Here is a 19,137-nt window from a genome sequence, read left to right as displayed (position 1 = left end):
GGTTTGTTAATTCAAAACTCAAACCTCTTTTTGGCGTTCTTGGGTCAGGCGCGGTTATCTTTACAAGGGGAATACGTTCAACGCGCAGCAGTGGTGACAAAGACTGGTGTACTCAACCCTTGAACAAAAATATCGACGCCTTCGCAAAGAGTTGATTGGCGGTGCGATCGCACTTTTTGGTGTCGCCCTGTTCGGCACTTTATGGTACAAGCTGGTGGAGGGTTGGTCGTGGTCAGATGCTGCCTATATGACTGTGATCACGCTAGCAACAGTGGGATATGGAGAAACTAATCCGCTGGGTAATCGCGGTCGCTTGTTTACCATCACCCTAATTTTGATGGGTGTAGTCAGCATCGGCTACATCGTCAATCGGTTTACAGAAGCCCTAATTCAAGGCTACTTTCAAGAGGGAGGACGACTGAGGCAGCGGCGGCGTTTGGTAAATTCTTTAAATGAACACTATATCCTTTGTGGATTTGGGCGCACGGGGCGTCAGGTTGCCCTGGAATTTCAGGCTGAAGGCATTCCGTTTGTGACGATAGACTCTCAGGTGGAGCCGGTAGAGGAGGCGCTACAGTTGGGTTATATCGCGGTGCAAGGCGATGCGACTCTGGATGACACTCTCCACAGGGTAGCGATTGAACGGGCGATTTGTTTGGTGGCGGCGCTGCCTTCGGATGCGGAAAATCTCTATACGGTGATTTCGGCGAAAACGCTCAATCCCACCATTCGAGCGATCGCCCGTGCTAGTACAGAAGAAGCGGTGCAAAAAATGCAACGTGCCGGTGCTGATGCCGTGGTTTCTCCCTATATTACCGGCGGCAGGCGCATGGCAGCAGCAGCGCTTAGACCCCAAGTGATGGACTTTGTGGATGGTATCCTCACGGGAACCGATCGAGCTTTTTATATGGAAGAGTTCCTGATCGATCCCCAAACTTGTCCTGTTGTGGGACAAACGCTTAGAGAAGCACGGTTGCGATCGCAATCCGGCGCTTTAGTTCTCGCCATTCGTCGCGCTGATGGCAGCCTCATCGGTGGTCCCACGGGAGAAACTCAATTACTGGCGGGAGATTTGCTCATTTGCATGGGTACGGCAGAACAACTGCGAATCCTCAGCCAAATCCTGATTCCCATTAATTCTCGGAAGCTGCGTCCGCCCAAGCATACCTAATAACATTCAGTTATTGTTTTCGACCTATTACTTTGGGAGATCCGGCGACTCATCGGTAAAAAGAACGGTGGGTGAAAGTGCAAGTAAATCAGTTTAGAAGCATCCGCTACGCGAACGCACTTTCTACCTAAACTGATTTAATATTAATCCAGCTTCAGGGAATTCACTGGCACCTCATCCCAAGAATCAACCGTTCGCAATCTGGCAATCCAACCTGCCTGTTTTTGGAAATCGGTTAAATTCTTCTCGTAGGACTCATGACAATCTTTTGCCTGCCCTTCATCACAACAGGCAATACAGGCATGGATCATTCCAGACGGATCGATCTGTTCGTTTACCCAAATGGTCATCGGGCATTCTCCCTGAATTTTAAATGCATAGACTGCTTGCAACTCGACAAAAAACGCTTACCTCTCTCGCTGCGATCGCGAAGCACTCCAAAAAGTCAGTTCGCACTCTTGAAAGAGCAATCTGTTGATTGGTGCTGATTTAATACTTATACCAAGTCGCGTTGTCACATCCTTCAAATCCAATGGCAACGCCAAGGTATTTTACATTTTTTGGCTCTGTGGGGCTAAGGAATCGACCCACTTTGCTCCCCACAGCCTACCTCCACGAAAGAGATAGAACACCTCCCGTTACATCCTGCAAAAAATCGGGAACTCTAACAAGGGTACTGATGCAAACTCTAATTATTGCAGGTCATCCTTGTAGGCGATCGCTGAATTCCTGAGTTAGCGAGACAAAAACCAAGGGATGACAAGGCTTTGAGCCAATAGAAGCGCAGGAGTTGAGACCGAACGTTCGTAAAGCTGTCGATCGGTTCAACGATAAAAGGCAGCATAATCCCAGTTTAGTCACAAAAAAAGTTTCTATGAAATCTCGACTTTTCCGCTTGGTGTCTCTTTTTTTGCTCAGCATTGTGCTAATCGCAGCCTGCAATAGCACGACAACCGTAACTTCCCAAAAAGAGACTCAGCCCCTGATCGTCGGTTACAATCTGTGGCCTGGACTGTTTCCGATAGCGATCGCATCTGAAAAAGAATTCTTCTCAGCTCAAGGGGTGAAAGTCAAACCCGTCTATATCCAAAACTATCTAGAATCGGTATCTGAATTCAGTGCTGGAAAATATGATGGAGTCGCCATCACAATGGGTAGCTTGATGAGCATGATTGAGAAAAACCCAGATGTGCAGATTGCGATGGCAACTGATGAATCGGCTGGTTCTGACTCAATTGTAGTTCGCCCGGATATTAAAAATGTCGCTGACTTGAAGGGCAAGCGCCTCGGAGTCAGGTTAGGCGATGGAGAATTGTTTGTTATCGAAATGCTCCAGAAACATGGTTTGACTACCGATAATGTGACCCTAGTCAACGTAGAAGGAGAAGCGGTTCCAGCAGGTTTTAAGAGCGGTGATATTCAAGCGGGACATACTTGGGAACCGTACCTATCTGAAGTAACCAAATCTGGAGGGCGAGTATTATTCACCAGTAAGGACACACCCGGTTTAATTTCAACGGTAATTGTGTTTCGCACCTCAGTAGTACGCGATCGCCCAAAAGATATTCAAGCTTTTATTCGCGCTTGGTTCCAAGCTCAAGACTATTGGCAGGCAAATCCCGAAGAAAGTAAAGCACTGATTGCTAAAACGCTTTCTATCAAACCTGAAGAAGTTTCCAATGAGGGTGTCAAGTTGTACACCTTAAAAGACAACTTAAAAGCGTTTACTCCCGGTTCCACAACCCAGTCGTTGTACTATACTGCCAAATTGTACGCTGACTTCTATATTCGCACCGGAGGGCTAAGCGTTGCACCGGATATTCAAAAACTGATTGTTCCGTCTTTTGTGCAGCAGTTGCAATCGGGAAGTTGACACTTAGCTAACATGACCGCATTCAGTCACAAAATCAATAGGTTTGTATGAAATCTCGATTTTTCCGCTTTCTATCTTTTTTCTTGTTAAGCATTGTACTCATCACCGCTTGTAATAGCACGCCCAAGGTGACTTCTCGAAGCGAGCTTCCGACCCTGAGAGTTATTTACAATTTGTGGCCTGGGAATTTTCCGATAGCGATCGCTCACGAAAAAGGTTTCTTCACGGCTCAAGGGGTGAAAGTTGAACCCATCTATATAGAAAACTACGTAGAATCAATATCTGCCTTTAGTGCTGATAGAGCCGACGGGATCGCTACCTCATTGGGTAGCATCATCAACATTATTGGGAAAAATCCAGACGTACAGATTACCCAAGTGACAGATCAATCAGCGGGTGCGGACGTTTTGGTGGTGCAACGCGATATTAAAAGCATGAATGACTTAAAAGGCAAGCGAATCGGCACTAAGTTAGGTGATTTTGGAGAATTATTTATCAGCACCTTGCTGCACAAAAATCACCTCACCACTAATGACGTGACTCTCGTCAATGTAGAACCGGAATCGGTTCCAGCGGGTTTACAAAGTGGTGACATTCAAGCTGGAAATACTTGGGAGCCATACACAGGGCAAGCGGTAAAAGCCGGGGCGCAGGTGCTACTTAGCACTAAGCAAACACCTGGATTGCTTCCGAATGTCATCGCTTTTCGCACTTCGGTAGTACGCGATCGCCCTCTTCAAATACAGGCATTTATCCGAGCTTGGTTCCAAGCCCAAGATTACTGGAAGGCTCATCCAGAGGAAAGTAATGCACTGATTGCCAAAACACTAAACCTCAAACCTGAAGAAGTTTCCACCGATGGAGTCCAGTTATACACCTTGCAAGACAATTTAAAAGCCTTTACTCCTGGCAACACAGAGGATTCTTTGTACTATACAGCCAAATTGTACGCCGACTTCTATACTCGCACCGGAGGGCTAAACGCGGCGCTAAATATTCAAAAACTGCTCGATCCATCCTTTGTACAGCAGTTACAAAAGGTAAAGTGAGCGTGAAACATTTTCAACTTTATACCCTACGCAATAAACTGATCTTTTCTTTCTTGGGTGTAGCGCTTCTCCCTTTGCTATTACTGGCATTCTTGAATCAGCGCTCCACCCAAAAGACACTGACGAACAATGCCAATCAAACCCTCTTAACAGCCGCCTCTCAAACTGCCCTGAGTCTAGATGCCTTTATCTCCTCCAATCTGGATGCTGTCCGGGTTGAAGCTCAGTTGCCAGTATTCGCGAAGTACTTAAGTTTACCTGCTAATCAGAGACAAAATATTGCCGCAGAAGTCGAGGGCGCTTTACGTTCGCTCAGCCGTAAAGATACTTTGAATATCTCATCATACGCGCTGCTCGATCGCCAGGGGCGAGATGTAATTGATACGTATACACCAGATATTGGTAAAGATAAATCTGACCAGGATTACTTTCAGCAACCGCTCAAAACTGGCTTACCCTATGTCTCGCCCATCCAGTTTTCCCCAACTACTCGTGAGGTGAGTGTGTTTTTCAGTAGCCCGGTACGGAATGCCGCTGGAAATATTATCGGTGTGTTGCATATCTGTTATAAGGCTGCTGTTGTCCAGCGATTGGTTAGCCAAAATACCAACCTAGTGAGAAGAAGCGCATCTTTTGCGATTTTGCTGGACGAAAATCATATCCGTTTAGCTGACGGCAACGCACCTGAGTTAAATTTTAAATCGGTAACACCACTCCCACCGGCTAAAGTGAAAGCTCTGCAAGTAAAAGGACGGTTGCCAAAGGGTACAACGGCAGACTTATCGACAAATTTCCCTGCTTTTGAGCAAGGTCTAGATAACGCTGCCACATCCCCTTACTTTACAACCGCTTTATCCTCTACAAACAACGATCTAAATGCAGCCGCTGTCACCAAGTTAAAGACGCAGCCGTGGTTTGTAGTGTTTGTGCAGCCGAAAGCAGTATTTCTAGCGCCTATCGAAGCCCAAATCCGCGCCACGCTATTACTGGCTGCGATCATTGCCGGTGTAGTCATTATCGCGGCTATCACGATCGGACAACTTCTGGCTAAGCCGCTGATTAATCTAGCTGGGACAGTGACTCAATTCACTGCTGGCAACCTTGATGCTCGTACTTCTATCAAATCACAGGATGAAATTGGGGTGCTAGCTTTGAGTTTCAATGCGATGGCAGAACAAGTCGGTAAATTGCTTCAAGGCTTAGAAGAGCGTACCCGCGAACTGGAAGTCAGTCAACACGTTACGGTTGCCGTCAGCGAACTGTCGAAAGCGATCGTAGATCCGGAACGGCTGTTGCGCGAAGCGATCGCCCTCATGCAGAATCGCTTTGGCTTACACTACGTGCAAATTTATCTGTTGGATCAAACCACGAATCAACTCATCCGACGGGCTGACTCTGGCAACCAGGATATGCTTGGGCATGATGAAAGTGCTTGTCTGTCTCTTGACGATCGCAGCTTGGTCGCCCTTGCTGCCCGAAATCAGCAAACGATCTGGGTGGATAATCAGGACAATGCAGGGCTAGCAGCAGGCTTGAAACCCATCCCAATCGGTTCTTCCGCAGCGGTGCCCTTGATCGCCCGTGGGGCGCTACTAGGAGTGCTGGACATTCAAGACAATGAAAGCGATCGCTTCAGTCAAACTGATCTGGAGACGTTCAACACCCTGGCGGGACAAATCGCCACTGCTTTAGAAAATGCCCGGTTGTTTGAAGAGATTCAAAAGGCTGAAGCTCAATACCGAGACAAAGCTCAAGAGTTGCAACAAACTCTATCTGAGTTGAAACAAACTCAAACTCAATTAATTCAAACTGAAAAAATGTCTAGTTTGGGTCAACTGGTGGCTGGAGTTGCTCATGAAATTAATAATCCAGTCAACTTCATTTATGGCAACGTCTCTCCTGCCAATGAATACCTAGAAGATTTGCTCAAACTCCTAAATTTGTACCAGCAACACTACCCCAATCCTGATCCGGAAATTCAAGCCTATATCGAAGAAATTGAACTCGAATTCCTGCTCCTAGATTTTCATAAAATTCTATCTTCTATGAAAGTTGGAGCCGAACGGATTCGTCAAATTGTTCTATCTCTGAGAAACTTCTCTCGTTTGGATGAGGCGGAAATGAAAGCCGTTGATATTCATGAGGGTCTTGAGAATACGCTGGTAATTTTACAAAATCAACTAAAAGATAAGCCGGGACATCCTGAAATTCAGGTTATTAAAGAGTATGGCAATTTGCCTTTAGTAGAATGCTATGCCGGACAACTGAATCAAGTGTTTATGAATTTACTTACAAATGCAATTGATTCTCTCGATGAATTTAATCGTAAACGCTCGACCGATGAAATTAAATGTAACCCCACTACTATCTGGATTTGCACCAAAGTTGCAGGGAAAAATCAAGTAGAAATCCGAATAATTGACAATGGCTTGGGGATTCCATCTGAGGTTCAGCCAAGACTCTTCGATCCCTTCTTTACGACGAAAAACGTTGGCAAAGGAACTGGGCTGGGTTTAGCGATTAGCTACCAAATTGTAGTGGAAAAACACGGGGGACAATTGGAGTGTATTTCAGCAGCCGGTCAAGGGGCTGAGTTTGCCATCAAGATTCCAATTAGAGTTTAAATTAACTGACCTTCTTAAGAGCGAACCGACAGGTCGGCGCAACGCGCGATCGCGCTGGGGAATTTCCGGACTGACCGAATCTACCACGACGCCGTTGACTCCGTAATCCTCAACCCTAGGCTATTTAGGGGAAATCACCAGGCTCAAGATGCGTTTACCCAGTGGACGGGAAAGAAAGCTAGAAACTTTAGCTGCTGGATAGGATTTATAGCAACTCATTTTATAAAAAATCCCCAAATCTACAGCATTTTTTTAAAAGTTCCATATTTTCACGTATGACTGAAGTTAGTCAGCACACCGAAAATAGATACAGTGCGGAAAAAGCCACAAATATTATAAGCGTCGTGGATAAAGAAATGACTTTCAGTAGAAATACGCAAGTTTTACAGCCAGAATTAGATCGGGAAGGATTGCTGCACCGAATCACTAACCGGATTCGTCAATCCCTAGAATTTCAAGAAATTTTAATCGCAACGGTGGCAGAAGTCAGTTCGTTACTAGAAGCAGACCGAGTCATGGTATATCGGTTTCATGCTGATGAAAGTGGAGAAGTGATTGCCGAATTTATTCATAAAAATCGCCTTCCGTCTTTAAAAGGTTTGAACTTTCCAGCGGATGACATTCCTCCCCAAGCACGCGAACTCTATCGGAAAGTGCGTCTGCGTTCGATTGTGAATGTTGCTTCCGGACTTATTGGTTTATCGCTACTGGATTCTCCAGAAACCGGAGAATCCCTAGAAACCAGAAAGATCCACTATCGCCCTGTAGACCCTTGCCATGTGGCATATCTCAAATCAATGGGCGTGGAGTCTTCGCTGGTGGTGCCGATTCTGCATGGCGATCGCTTGTGGGGGCTTTTAGTCGCTCACTATTCGCAACCGCAAGTAATTTCAGAACGGGAACTGGAAATTGTCCAGATGGTAGCGGATCAAGTGTCGATGGCGATCGCCCAATCAACTTTACTCACCCAAACCCGCGAAAAAACTCAACGAGAAGTCACTCTTAACCGTGTCTCTACCCTGCTGCATTCACTACATACCATTGAGCTGCAATCAGCCCTTGAGGAAACCGTTACCGCTTTGCAAGGTTCCGGTGGCAGACTGTACATAACCCCAGAAACCACTGGCTTGTCAGCGGTGGTATACACCTGTGGCAATCAATTGACGCTAGTAGAACCGGGAGTGGTAGCAGCAAATCCTGCCTCATCCGTTCTAATTGAGCAGCATCCTCTCTGGCAAGAATGGTTAAGTGGGACCAATTTAAACCTCGTTACAGCAGATGCTAGCGGTAGCAGTGGCATTGTGGCGATCGCTGATTTGTATAAACAAACATATTTGCAACCGCTAGGAACCGTATTTCAATCTACTCTGATTCAAGGCGTGTTGATTGTACCCCTCCAACACCGTCAACAGTTGGTGGGATACTTGACCATTTTTCGAGATGAAATTGACACAGAAACGTTATGGGCTGGGCATTTTGACCCCGATACGCGACAAGTCCACCCCCGTAAATCCTTTGAACTTTGGCGACAGCTAAAAAGAGGTCAACCTCGCCAGTGGACTCCGGAAGAGATTGAACTCGCTGATGCTTTGGGCGATCGCTTCTCAATGGCGATTGAGCAGTATGGACTGTACCAAAAGGTGCAGCGTCTGAATGTCAACCTCGATTGTCAAGTCCAAGAGCGTACAGTCAAGTTACAACAATCCTTGGAGTGGGCTAGCGTTCTTAAGCAAGTCATCGACCAAATCCGCAGCACTTTGGAGCTAAAAACCATCCTGCAAACCATCGTGCGCGAAGTCCGGAACCTGTTAAATACAGATCGAGTGATAATTTACCAGTTCACCCGACGCTGGCAAGGCGAGGTGGTTGTCGAAGAGGTCACTTGCAAAACGAAATCAATTCTGGGGCAGGTATATGACGAGAACTGCTTTCCTATAGAGTACGCAATCTTATACCAGGGCGGACGGGTTCGGGCAATTAGCGACGTGCATCAAGCTTCTTTGCAAGCTTGTCATCTCGAATTCTTGGAACATATTCAGGTAAAAGCCAATTTAGTCGTCCCGATTCGCAGAGGGGAGCAACTGTGGGGGCTACTGGTTGCCCATGCGTGTCATGCGCCAAGAGTTTGGAAGGCGGAGGAAGTCGATCTGCTGCAACAACTCGCCGATCAAGCGGCGATCGCGATTCAGCAAGCCGAACTCTACCAACAGCAAGCGGAATTACTCGCTCAAACCCAGCAGCAAGCAGAACAACTCTCTAGCGCCCTCCAAGAGTTACAGAAAACCCAAACCCAGCTAATTCAAACCGAAAAAATGTCGAGTTTGGGTCAACTGGTTGCCGGTGTCGCTCACGAAATTAATAATCCGGTTAATTTTATCTACGGCAATATCAGCCACGTTGATGAGTATACCCAAGATATGCTCAGACTCATGGAACTCTACCAACGGCATTACCCGAATCCCCATGCGGAAATTGTGGAGCGAGCAGAGGCGATTGACATAGAGTTCCTGACTTCGGATCTACCCCAGATGTTGTCATCGATGAAGGTTGGAGCTGACCGCATCCGCCAGATCGTTCTGTCTTTACGCAATTTCTCCCGACTGGACGAGGCTGAGAGGAAGCCTGTCGATCTCCACAGTGGCATCGACAGCACTCTGTTAATCTTGCAACAGCGACTGAAAGCAAAGCCAGACCATGCCGATATCGACGTGGTGAAAGATTATGGAGACTTGCCGCCTATCGAGTGCTACGCCGGTCAGCTAAATCAAGTTTTTATGAACGTCATCAGCAACGCCATTGACGCTCTAGAGCAACGCGATGAATTGCGATCGCTTGAGGAAATTAAAAACTTACCCAGTCAGATTACGATTCGCACTTTTGTGATGCAGGACAACCCAGATGGTATCCCCCGCGTTGTCATTCAGATTAGTGACAATGGCCCTGGCATGAGTGCAGACGTGCAGTGCCAAGTTTTCGATCCCTTTTTCACCACCAAGCCGGTTGGGAAAGGCACGGGTCTGGGACTTTCCATTAGCTACCAGATTGTGGTAGAAAAACACGGCGGTTTCTTTAAATGTATGTCTCAACCCGGTCAGGGTACTGAGTTCTCGATAGAAATTCCCCTGAACAGCCAGTTAGTACAAAGCTGCTAGAACGGCTTACACTCGGAAACCTCCTTTCCTTGCAAGGAAAGGAGGTTCTGTTTTTCAGGTGAAAAATCTGAATTTTCCCGACATCTTGGGAGCAACTGCGTTATCTCAGCATTGGTTAAGAATAGGTTAATTTGTAATTAATAAACAGTTATTGATATAAATATAAGTTGATATCAATCTCGATCCAGGGCAAGCCTGGGTTGGTTCCCAACTTCGCACAGGTGAATCTATGAGTACCCAAAAAGTCTCATCGCAGTCCTTTTGTGCCCAAAAACTGAAAACTTTGGCAGATTCAACGCGGCTTCAGGTTTTAGAACTGCTCATCAGCGGTCCCAAGCACGTTGGCGAGATGAATGCCGTGCTGGGATTGCAACAGAGTTTGCTATCGCATCATCTAAAAGTTTTGCGGGAAGAGGGTTTTGTGACGGCGACGCGAGATGGCAAGGCGGTGCTTTATCAGCTAGCTCCTGCAATCGGTAGGGCAAATGCTGGTCGGGCGATTGATTTGGGATGTTGTTTCCTTTCCTTTGATTCCAATCAATAAAAAAACCTCAATTTATAACAGATGAAAAACCTAAGACTGCTGGTGCCGCTTTCTATGGCGTTGGCGACCTGCTTTTGGCTGCAATCTTGCGGGAAGCCCCAAGAAGCGGCAACCCAGTCGTCTGATAAGTTACAAGGCAAGCTGGTTTTGACGGGATCGAGTACGGTAGCGCCTCTGGCGGCTGAGATTGCCAAGCGCTATGAAACTCAACATCCGGGAGTCCGGATTGACGTGCAAACGGGCGGATCTTCGCGGGGAGTAGCAGATGCCCGTCAGGGGGTGGCGGATATTGGGATGGTTTCGCGAAGTCTCAAAGACAGCGAGAAGGATTTGCAAGCTTTTACCATTGCTAACGATGGCGTCTCGGTCATTCTCAATCAAGACAATCCAGTTAAAAATCTGACCGACAAGCAAATTGTCGATATCTACACCGACAAAATCAATAACTGGAAACAAGTCGGGGGGAAAGATGCGCCGATTACGGTGGTCAATAAAGCTGAGGGTCGATCCACCCTGGAACTGTTTGCCGACCACTTCAAATTAAAGACAACTGACATTCGCGCCGATGTGGTGATTGGCGATAACGAACAAGGGATCAAAACCGTAGCAGGGAATCCCAACGCGATCGCTTATGTCTCCATTGGTTCTGGCGAATATGGTGCCACTCACAATACTCCGATCAAACTGCTGCCAATAGAAGGAGTAGACGCCTCCATCGCCAACGTCAGCAACGGCACATTTCCGATTTCTCGTCCTCTCAATTTAGTAACAAAAACCACACCTACTGGATTGCAAAAAGACTTTATTGATTTTGCCGGTTCTCAAGATGTGCAAGACATTGTGAAGGAGCAATATTTTGTCCCAGTCGCGAAATGAAGTCATACTCGTCTGGATATTGCGGGGAATGGCGATTGTTTCTGGCGCGATCGCTCTTTTAATTCTGCTATTCCTGATCTGGGAAACCTTGCCGATCTTGCAAAATATTGGGCTGACGCGCTTCTTTAACGACCCCTCCTGGCATCCAGCTAGCGAAGAATTTAACCTAATGCCGATGCTGTGGGGGTCGCTGTTTGTGACGGCGGGTTCTGTGCTAGTCGCAACACCATTGGGCATTCTTTCAGCAGTTTTTTGTCACTATTACGCACCCCCGATTCTAGCCAAAATTTACCGACGCTTAATTGAGCTTTTAGCAGGGATTCCCTCAGTCGTTTATGGTTTTTGGGGTTTAGTCGTGCTGGTGCCAATTATCGGGCGGATTCACCCGCCGGGACCGAGTTTATTCGCTGGGATTCTTATCCTAACTCTGATGATTCTTCCCACCATTGCCCTCGTCGCAGATGCCACCTTTGCCAACGTGCCCGCAGATTACCTGCAGGGTGCAGCGGCGCTGGGATTGGGACGCTGGGCAATGGTGCGTGGTGTGGTTTTTCCGGCAGCAAAATCAGGGCTATTAACGGGGATCATCTTGGAGACGGGACGGGCGATCGGTGAAACAATGGCGGTGCTAATGGTTTGCGGTAACGTCGTGCAGGTACCAAAGGGTGTATTTGAGCCAGTGCGGACGTTGACGGCAAATATTGCTCTAGAGATGGCTTATGCCGTGGGAAATCACCGCGCCGCCTTGTTTGTCAGCGGGTTGATATTGATGGCAATGATTGTGGTTTTAGTCGTTGTTGCCGAAACGATTAATCAGGGAGATTTTTATTAATAGGATTCAATGTAGGTTGGGTTGAGGAACGAAACCCAACAAAGGCTTATCAATGTTGGGTTTCGTTCCTCAACCCAACCTACAATTATTCTTACCTGGACGGTATTACACATCTATGACTAAACCCTTGGTAAAATCACCAGTAAAAAGGCGAGAATCAAAAGAAGGAACCCATCTTTTGGGTTTAAAATCTTTACCTGTTTATGAGTTAATTTCAATTGTAGTTGTCTGGGCATCTGTCGCTTTAATAACAGCTTCGCTGTTATGGCTATTGAGCGAGATTTTTGTTTCTGGTATCGGTCAAATTAACTGGGAGTTTCTGACAACAACGCCCCACAATGCTGGTCGAGATGGAGGAATTGCACCCATTTTAGTCTCGACAGCGCTGATTGTAGGAGTTTGCATGGCAGTTTCAATTCCTTTAGGAGTAGGGACTGCAATATTGCTGGCTGAATTTACCTCAAATGAGAGTATTTTGGGGCGGTTGGTGCGCCTTAGCTTGGATGTTTTAGCAGGCGTCCCTTCAATTGTTTTCGGTCTTTTCGGCAATGCTTTTTTCTGTAAAACCTTGGGAATGGGCTTTTCGATTCTTTCTGGTGGGTTGACGCTGGCGTGTATGGTGCTGCCGATTGTGATTCGCTCAACCCAGGAGGGTTTCCGAGGCGTACCGGATGACTATCGACGTTCGGCGGCGGCGCTGGGACTCTCGCGTACAGCAACATTATGGGAGTTACTGCTACCAGCCGCAATGCCTGGATTAGTCGTGGGGTTGCTGTTGGGTTTGGGAAGAGCGATCGCTGAAACTGCTGCTTTAATCTTTACCAGCGGTTATGTCGATCGGATGCCAGAGTCACTGTGGGATTCCGGGCGATCGCTCTCGGTTCACATTTACGATCTCGCCATGAACGTCTCTGGTGGCGAACCAAACGCCTATGCCTCTGCTCTCGTATTAGTCAGCTTTCTATTACTCATTAATGCTGCAATATCTTGGCTAGCAGAGCGTTTTCGGCAATCCCGAATTTGGGTAGCGTAAACCAATCTTACCTCGCGTTCTTCCTTTGCATACTTCGCGTCTTTGCGGTTCAAATTCTTCATGAAACACTCTACAAGCGAAATTCATATCCAAGAGCAAAATTTAGCCTCACTTCCCAGTAATCCACCGGAAATAAAAACCGAGAATTTAAGCCTTTCTTACGCGAATAAACCCGCATTTAAAGATGTCACACTCGCGATTAAATCAGGTGAAATCGCAGCTCTAATTGGCCCTTCCGGTTGTGGTAAAACAAGCTTTCTCTCTTGTCTGAACCGCCTTACCGATTTAACGAACAACTGTCGGTTATCAGGGCGGATTCTGCTGGGGGATCGAGATGTGCAAGAAATCGATGTAATTTCATTGCGCCGCCGGGTAGGAATGCTATTTCAAAAACCCAACCCCTTCCCACTTTCCATTATCAGAAATCTTGAATTTCCGCTTAGAGAACACGGAGTTAGGAATCGAGAAAAAATCGATGAAATTGTCGAAGATGCTTTGCGGGATGTCGGCTTGTGGGATGAGGTGAAGGACAGGCTGAAATCTCCTGCCCTTGCCCTTTCTGGCGGTCAACAACAACGGTTGTGTCTTGCCAGAGCGATCGCACTCATTCCCGATGTTCTCCTAATGGATGAGCCTTGCAGTGCCCTCGATCCGCTTTCTGGTGAAGTCGTAGAGGATTTGATCGTCAATCTGCGCGGCAAATATACAGTCCTCGTCGTCACTCACAATCTGGCACAGGCAAAGCGGATTGCGGATGATGTGGCGCTGTTTTGGGTTCAGGATGGCGCTGGACAATTGATCGAATCCGGTTCAGTTGCCCAGATTTTTGAATCTCCCCAGCACCCTCTAACGGCTGCCTACGTCACTGGCAGAAGGGGTTAAGGGTTGCAGCCATACTCACGAGAGAATCGCCCGTAACGCGGCAAATCCGCCAGTCGGGCAAAACGTCAGCACCCATGCACTTGTAGAATGCGATCGCCGGTTCATTCCAATCTAAAACGCTCCACTCCAAGCGTCCACAGCCGCGAGATAAAGCCAACTGAGCTAGGTGGGTGAGAAGCGCCTTCCCGATCCCCTGACGCCGATATTCCGGGAGTACAAACAAGTCTTCCAGATAAATTCCCGGCTTCGTCAGAAAGGTGGAATAGTTATGGAAAAACAGGGCAAACCCCACGGCTTGCCCCGCATATTCTGCTAGAATTGCCTCGACATAAGGCTTAGAACCGAAGAGATGGTCTTTTAGGGCGTCAGCATTGCCAGTGACAGCGTCAGAGAGTTTCTCATACTCCGCCAGTGCTTTAATTAGCCCAAACAGCACCGACGCATCCCCAGGCTCCGCTGGACGTAAAATCAATTCAGTAGTCATTAGTCATCAGTCAGTGGTCATTGGTCAATCATAAAACTAATAACTAATCACTGATAACGAACAACTTTTACGTGAGCCATCCTTTCAAGCGTTTGGCAACCTGGGGACGCCGCAGTTTCCGCATCGCTTTACTTTGAATTTGACGCACTCGTTCGCGGGACAAATTAAATAAACAGCCCACTTCTTCTAACGTGTAGGGTTCGCTGCTGGTTAAACCATACCGCAGAGATATGACATCTTTTTCCCGATCGGTAAGAACGTCGCCCAACACTTCCCAGATTTCCTGGCGCATCATGGCTTCGCTCATCTGCTCTTCGGGAGATTGATTATCGCCATCTTCCAACAGATCCATCAGTTCCGTCTCTTCTCCCTTCCCGATGCGATGGTTGAGAGAAAGCGATCGCCTTCTAAGTTGCAACAACTGACGCAACTGCGAAGCCTCAATATCTAAAGATTGCGCCAGTTCCTCTTCTGTCGGATTGCGGTGCAGTTCTTGCTTGAGTTCTCGCTGCGCTTTTTTGAGCTTGTTTAACTTCTCGACAATGTGAATCGGCAATCGAATCGTTCTGGCATCGTTGGCGATTGTCCGCGTGATTGCTTGCCGAATCCACCAATAGGCATAGGTAGAAAACTTGTAACCTTTGTCGGGATCAAACTTTTCCGTAGCGCGGTTTAATCCCAGCGCCCCTTCCTGAATTAAATCGAGGAATTGAACACCTCGGTTCAAATATCGTTTAGCAATAGAAACAACCAATCGCAGGTTCGAGCGAATCATCTTCCGTTTCGCTACCCGTCCACGATACAGCAGATGTTCCATCTGCCGTTCCGAGATCCCATCTGCTGCTGCCAGTTCTGCTTTTGTGGGATCGCGTTCCAACTCTTTTTGTAATTTTTCTTGGAGCGCTTCTATTTTGACTAAATATTGGACGCGATGGGCTAATTCCACTTCTTCATCTGGTTTCAGAAGTGGATAGCGTGCCATCTCCTTAAAAAACGCTCCTACAGTATCGTCGGAGATGGTTTTGCGGTATTCAGAGGGGCGGGCATCGGCTAATTTATCGATTTCCTCTGAAATTTCATCTTCAACACTGACGATTTCTATTTCAGTGGTTTCTTCCATTTGCTGGTCGGTAATATCTACAAAATCCCGATCGGATGTAGATTCCACGTCGCTTCGGTTCAGGTCAGCAATATTCATAGCAAGGTCTGAGTCGGTATTGGATAAAGCGAGTTGATGGGAACGGATGCTCTCTTTGTACATATCCATGACGGACTGAAGACAGGCTCTACGAGCATAGACTCAAGGGTCAACTTTATTTTTACTGTCTGGATTCTTTGCTAATTTTGAGCTTCATTTATCCGCTCGTGGCTATGCCAGATCGGTTCCCAGCTTTGTAACACTCAAAATTTTTTTCCAACCTTTCAAGTTACAAATAGCTTTTTAAGGCTACCAGAAAATAGCTTTTTGATTGTTTCCCTGATTACATTTCTCGATTACAGAATCTAGAAGCGCTTTAGATTTGGTATGCGTCTTAAGAAAAAATCAGGGAACATGAAGGTGATGCCCTAGTCTATCAGAAGCTTGCCATCAGCTTTGAGGTCGTAGATAATTTTCAATTAAATTAAATTCAAATCCATGCCAAACCTGGGAATTGTTTGCATCTTTCTGACTCCTAATTCAGGAAAGTTTAAACTTTTTTAAATTTCCTATGCTATTCACACAGGATCTCATATACTTGATAGCTTTCCTCTCTATCGATAGGGAGAAAATAGGCATCCGCGCTCTGCACGATAGATAGAGGATAGCAAGTATACTCACATACAAGCATCCAGGCGGGACATTTGTATCCTACTTTTATCCTAGTCGTTACGACCTCAGACGTTGTTGAATTTCAAGTCCCTCAAGAGTCTACAGCCAGCTAAAATTAACTGGTCTACAGTAAGCGACAAGCATGGCGGTCTGGAGAGCTGGCTGTAGCATCTGGCTGCCAAGGGAGAGGGGGAATATGTCGTCAAATCCCAATGTCGGGCGTTCGGGCATTGTGCTGGAAAGTAGAGCATCCTACGACCAGTCTGATTCTGGACAGAATCGATGGATAGAAGTGCTGGTGGATTGTCCAGAAGCAGAAGCGCAGAAGCGGTTGTATACCTATCGGTTGCCCGCCCAGTTGCAAGTGCAGCCGGGGGATATTTTGAGCGTGCCGTTTGGGGCGCAAGTTTTGGGAGCGATCGCTATCCGGATTTGCGATGCACCGCCGCCAGATTTGAACCCAGCCAAAATCCGGGATGTGGAGGATGTGGTGAGTGCTGGGTTTTTCCCGCCGACTTACTGGCAACTGCTGAACCAAGTCGCAGAATATTACTACACCCAGCTGATTCAGGTGATTCGAGTAGCGCTACCGCCGGGATTGTTAGGGCGATCGCAGCGTCGCATCCGTCTTGCCCCAGGAGAAGGGGAGAGGGGGGGACAAGCCGGACAAGCGGGAAGTGCCAATTACTTGAGTCCATCTGCCTGTCAGATTTTGGAACTTCTGCAAGCTCAACCCTCTGGAGACTACAGCTTCGTCTACCTCCAGCGTCAAGTTAGAGGAGCGTATCGAGCAATCCGGGAGTTATTGCGGGTTAAATTAGTCGAAAGTTACCTGGAACCGCCCAGAACCCAGCGACCGAAGTTACAGAAAGCCGTGACGCTGGTTGCCGATGTTTTTCCCCTCGACTTGACGCAGCGCCAACGGGAAATTTTGGAAGTGCTGCGGCGGCGCGGCGGCGATTTGTTGTTGACTGAGTTGCTGCAAATCTGCAATGCCAGTTCATCCACCATCAAGACGCTGGAGCAAAAAGGCTGTGTGGTCATTCAAGAACGGGAGATGTTGCGAACTTCCGCAGAACCGATCTTGGCTGGGGATCAACCGAAAGCATTAACACCTGCTCAATCTGAGGCGTTAGAAGCGATCGCATCTTTATCTAGTTTTGCGAGGGTGCTGTTGCACGGAGTCACGGGTTCCGGGAAGACAGAGGTATATTTACAAGCGATCGCCCCGATCTTAGAACGGGGACAATCTGCCCTCGTCCTCGTCCCGGAAATTGGTCTTACACCCCAACTCACCGACCGATTCCGCGCCCGTTTTGGCAACAAAGTCTGCGTCTATCACAGCGCCCTTTCCGATGGCGAACGCTACGACACCTGGCGGCAAATGCTGGCGGGTGCAGCCCAAGTCGTCATTGGCACCCGCTCAGCCATCTTTGCCCCACTGCCACGCCTGGGGCTGATAGTGTTAGATGAGGAACACGACTCCAGCTTCAAGCAAGACCAACCCGCACCCACTTATCACGCCCGCACGGTTGCGACTTGGCGTGCCGAGTTGGAAAACTGCCCCCTCGTCTTAGGTTCCGCCACCCCTTCCCTAGAAACCTGGGTGAATATTACGAGTCAGGAGTTAACCTCTTCAACTGAAAACTCTCTTACCCATTACCTCTCATTGCCTGAACGCATCCAATCGCGCCCTCTACCGCCGGTAGAAGTGGTGGATATGCGCCAAGAGTTGCAGCAAGGGAATCGCTCGATTTTTAGCCGGTCGCTTCAGGAAGGCTTGCAGCAGCTACAAGATGAGGGGAAACAGGGAATTTTATTTATCCATCGGCGGGGACATAGTACCTTTGTTTCTTGCCGCAGCTGTGGGTATGTGATTGAGTGTCCTCACTGCGATGTTTCGCTGGCGTATCACCACACTCATGAAGAAGCCGCTGAATTATTGAGGTGTCATTACTGTAATTTTGTGCGATCGCATCCTCAATCCTGCCCCGAATGCGGTTCCCCCTACCTAAAATTTTTCGGCAGTGGCACCCAGCGAGTCGCCCAGGAATTAGCGCAGCAGTTCCCTCAGTTGCGCTATATCCGGTTCGATAGCGACACCACCCGCACCAAAGGCGCTCATCGCACGCTGCTGACGCGCTTTACCAACGGAGAAGCCGACTTGTTAATTGGGACTCAAATGCTCACCAAAGGGCTAGATATATCCCAGGTGACACTGGTGGGAGTTGTCGCCGCTGATGGGTTGCTGCATCTACCCGACTACCGAGCCTCAGAAAGAGCATTTCAAACCTTGACACAAGTTGCAGGTCGTGCTGGTCGAGGCAATGACCCCGGTCAAGTAATTATTCAAACTTACACCCCAGAACACGCAGTCATTCAAGCAGTACGGCGTCACCAGTATCAATCTTTCATCGAGACAGAGTTAGAACAACGAGAGGCGCTGAATTATCCTCCCTACGGACGTCTCATTTTGTTGCGGCTAAGCAGCACCGATGCCGCTGAAGTTCAGGAAACTGCCGAAATGCTAGCAGCGGGGCTGGCTTCAAATACACTCCAGGGGGATAGCAGTTCAGATGCCCATCCCACCAGCCCGATGTATGAGATATTAGGGCCAGCACCGGCGAGTATCTTACGGGTGGCGAATCGATATCGATGGCAGATTATGCTCAAGTTTGCGCCTGATTCGCTGCCAGAATTACCGGATTTCAACGAGTTGCGCCTCCTCTGCCCGTCCTCAGTCAGCTTGACAATAGATGTTGACCCGCTGAATTTGATGTGATATCCAAACCAGAAACCCGGTTTCC

General features: G+C 47.8%; 14 protein-coding genes. 11 read left to right on the top strand and 3 right to left on the bottom strand.

What is annotated here, in order from left to right; all coding sequences use genetic code 11:
* The first annotated feature begins 106 nt into the window (after positions 1-106).
* Positions 107-1,171, top strand: a complete 1,065-nt coding sequence (locus AC2VDX_RS11665) for a potassium channel family protein (protein WP_378180309.1) — start codon at positions 107-109, stop codon at positions 1,169-1,171.
* A gap of 143 nt (positions 1,172-1,314) precedes the next feature.
* On the opposite strand, the gene AC2VDX_RS11660 is transcribed toward AC2VDX_RS11665, so the two are convergent.
* Positions 1,315-1,521 (bottom strand): glycogen debranching protein, encoded by a 207-nt coding sequence (locus AC2VDX_RS11660; protein WP_378180305.1) that lies wholly within the window; start codon positions 1,519-1,521, stop codon positions 1,315-1,317.
* 524 nt (positions 1,522-2,045) lie between these two features.
* Between AC2VDX_RS11660 and AC2VDX_RS11655 the strand changes: the two genes are divergently transcribed.
* The 9 genes from AC2VDX_RS11655 (at position 2,046) to AC2VDX_RS11615 (ending at position 14,036) form a co-directional block, all read left to right on the top strand.
* Positions 2,046-3,044: an ABC transporter substrate-binding protein gene (locus AC2VDX_RS11655; RefSeq protein ID WP_378180302.1), complete on the top strand. Its 999-nt coding sequence runs from the start codon at positions 2,046-2,048 to the stop codon at positions 3,042-3,044.
* A 128-nt stretch (positions 3,045-3,172) separates the two neighbouring features.
* Positions 3,173-4,093: an ABC transporter substrate-binding protein gene (locus AC2VDX_RS11650; RefSeq protein ID WP_486928159.1), complete on the top strand. Its 921-nt coding sequence runs from the start codon at positions 3,173-3,175 to the stop codon at positions 4,091-4,093.
* Between the two features lie 2 nt (positions 4,094-4,095).
* Complete coding sequence (locus AC2VDX_RS11645; protein WP_378180296.1) at positions 4,096-6,717, top strand: ATP-binding protein; 2,622 nt, start codon at positions 4,096-4,098, stop codon at positions 6,715-6,717.
* Positions 6,718-6,992: 275 nt separating this feature from the next.
* The gene (locus AC2VDX_RS11640; protein WP_378180293.1) at positions 6,993-9,869 is read left to right on the top strand and encodes a GAF domain-containing sensor histidine kinase; all 2,877 of its coding nucleotides are present in this window, start codon (positions 6,993-6,995) and stop codon (positions 9,867-9,869) included.
* 229 nt (positions 9,870-10,098) lie between these two features.
* Positions 10,099-10,413: an ArsR/SmtB family transcription factor gene (locus tag AC2VDX_RS11635; RefSeq protein ID WP_378180290.1), complete on the top strand. Its 315-nt coding sequence runs from the start codon at positions 10,099-10,101 to the stop codon at positions 10,411-10,413.
* Between the two features lie 21 nt (positions 10,414-10,434).
* Complete coding sequence (locus AC2VDX_RS11630; RefSeq protein WP_378180287.1) at positions 10,435-11,289, top strand: phosphate ABC transporter substrate-binding protein; 855 nt, start codon at positions 10,435-10,437, stop codon at positions 11,287-11,289.
* Positions 11,270-12,121: a phosphate ABC transporter permease subunit PstC gene (pstC, locus tag AC2VDX_RS11625; protein WP_378180284.1), complete on the top strand. Its 852-nt coding sequence runs from the start codon at positions 11,270-11,272 to the stop codon at positions 12,119-12,121. Before AC2VDX_RS11630 ends, pstC begins: the two co-directional genes overlap by 20 nt.
* A 52-nt stretch (positions 12,122-12,173) precedes the next feature.
* On the top strand, positions 12,174-13,154 hold the full coding sequence (pstA, locus tag AC2VDX_RS11620) for a phosphate ABC transporter permease PstA (protein WP_486928158.1): 981 nt from the start codon (positions 12,174-12,176) through the stop codon (positions 13,152-13,154).
* 60 nt (positions 13,155-13,214) lie between these two features.
* Positions 13,215-14,036: a phosphate ABC transporter ATP-binding protein gene (locus AC2VDX_RS11615; RefSeq protein WP_378180279.1), complete on the top strand. Its 822-nt coding sequence runs from the start codon at positions 13,215-13,217 to the stop codon at positions 14,034-14,036.
* On the opposite strand, the gene AC2VDX_RS11610 is transcribed toward AC2VDX_RS11615, so the two are convergent.
* The gene (locus AC2VDX_RS11610) at positions 14,017-14,520 is read right to left on the bottom strand and encodes a GNAT family N-acetyltransferase (protein ID WP_378180277.1); all 504 of its coding nucleotides are present in this window, start codon (positions 14,518-14,520) and stop codon (positions 14,017-14,019) included. The two genes, AC2VDX_RS11615 and AC2VDX_RS11610, sit on opposite strands and share 20 nt — an antisense overlap.
* 67 nt (positions 14,521-14,587) lie before the next feature.
* Positions 14,588-15,718: an RNA polymerase sigma factor, RpoD/SigA family gene (locus AC2VDX_RS11605; protein WP_378180369.1), complete on the bottom strand. Its 1,131-nt coding sequence runs from the start codon at positions 15,716-15,718 to the stop codon at positions 14,588-14,590.
* A gap of 808 nt (positions 15,719-16,526) precedes the next feature.
* On the opposite strand from AC2VDX_RS11605, the gene priA reads away from it, so the two are divergent.
* Positions 16,527-19,112, top strand: coding sequence for a primosomal protein N' (gene priA / locus AC2VDX_RS11600; protein WP_378180275.1), 2,586 nt, complete (start codon positions 16,527-16,529; stop codon positions 19,110-19,112).
* Positions 19,113-19,137: the final 25 nt, after the last annotated feature.

The sequence above is a fragment of the Coleofasciculus sp. H7-1 genome (assembly GCF_057473865.1).
The sequence above is the reverse complement of the archived record's forward strand: the minus strand, read 5'-3'. Positions and strand labels throughout refer to the sequence as shown.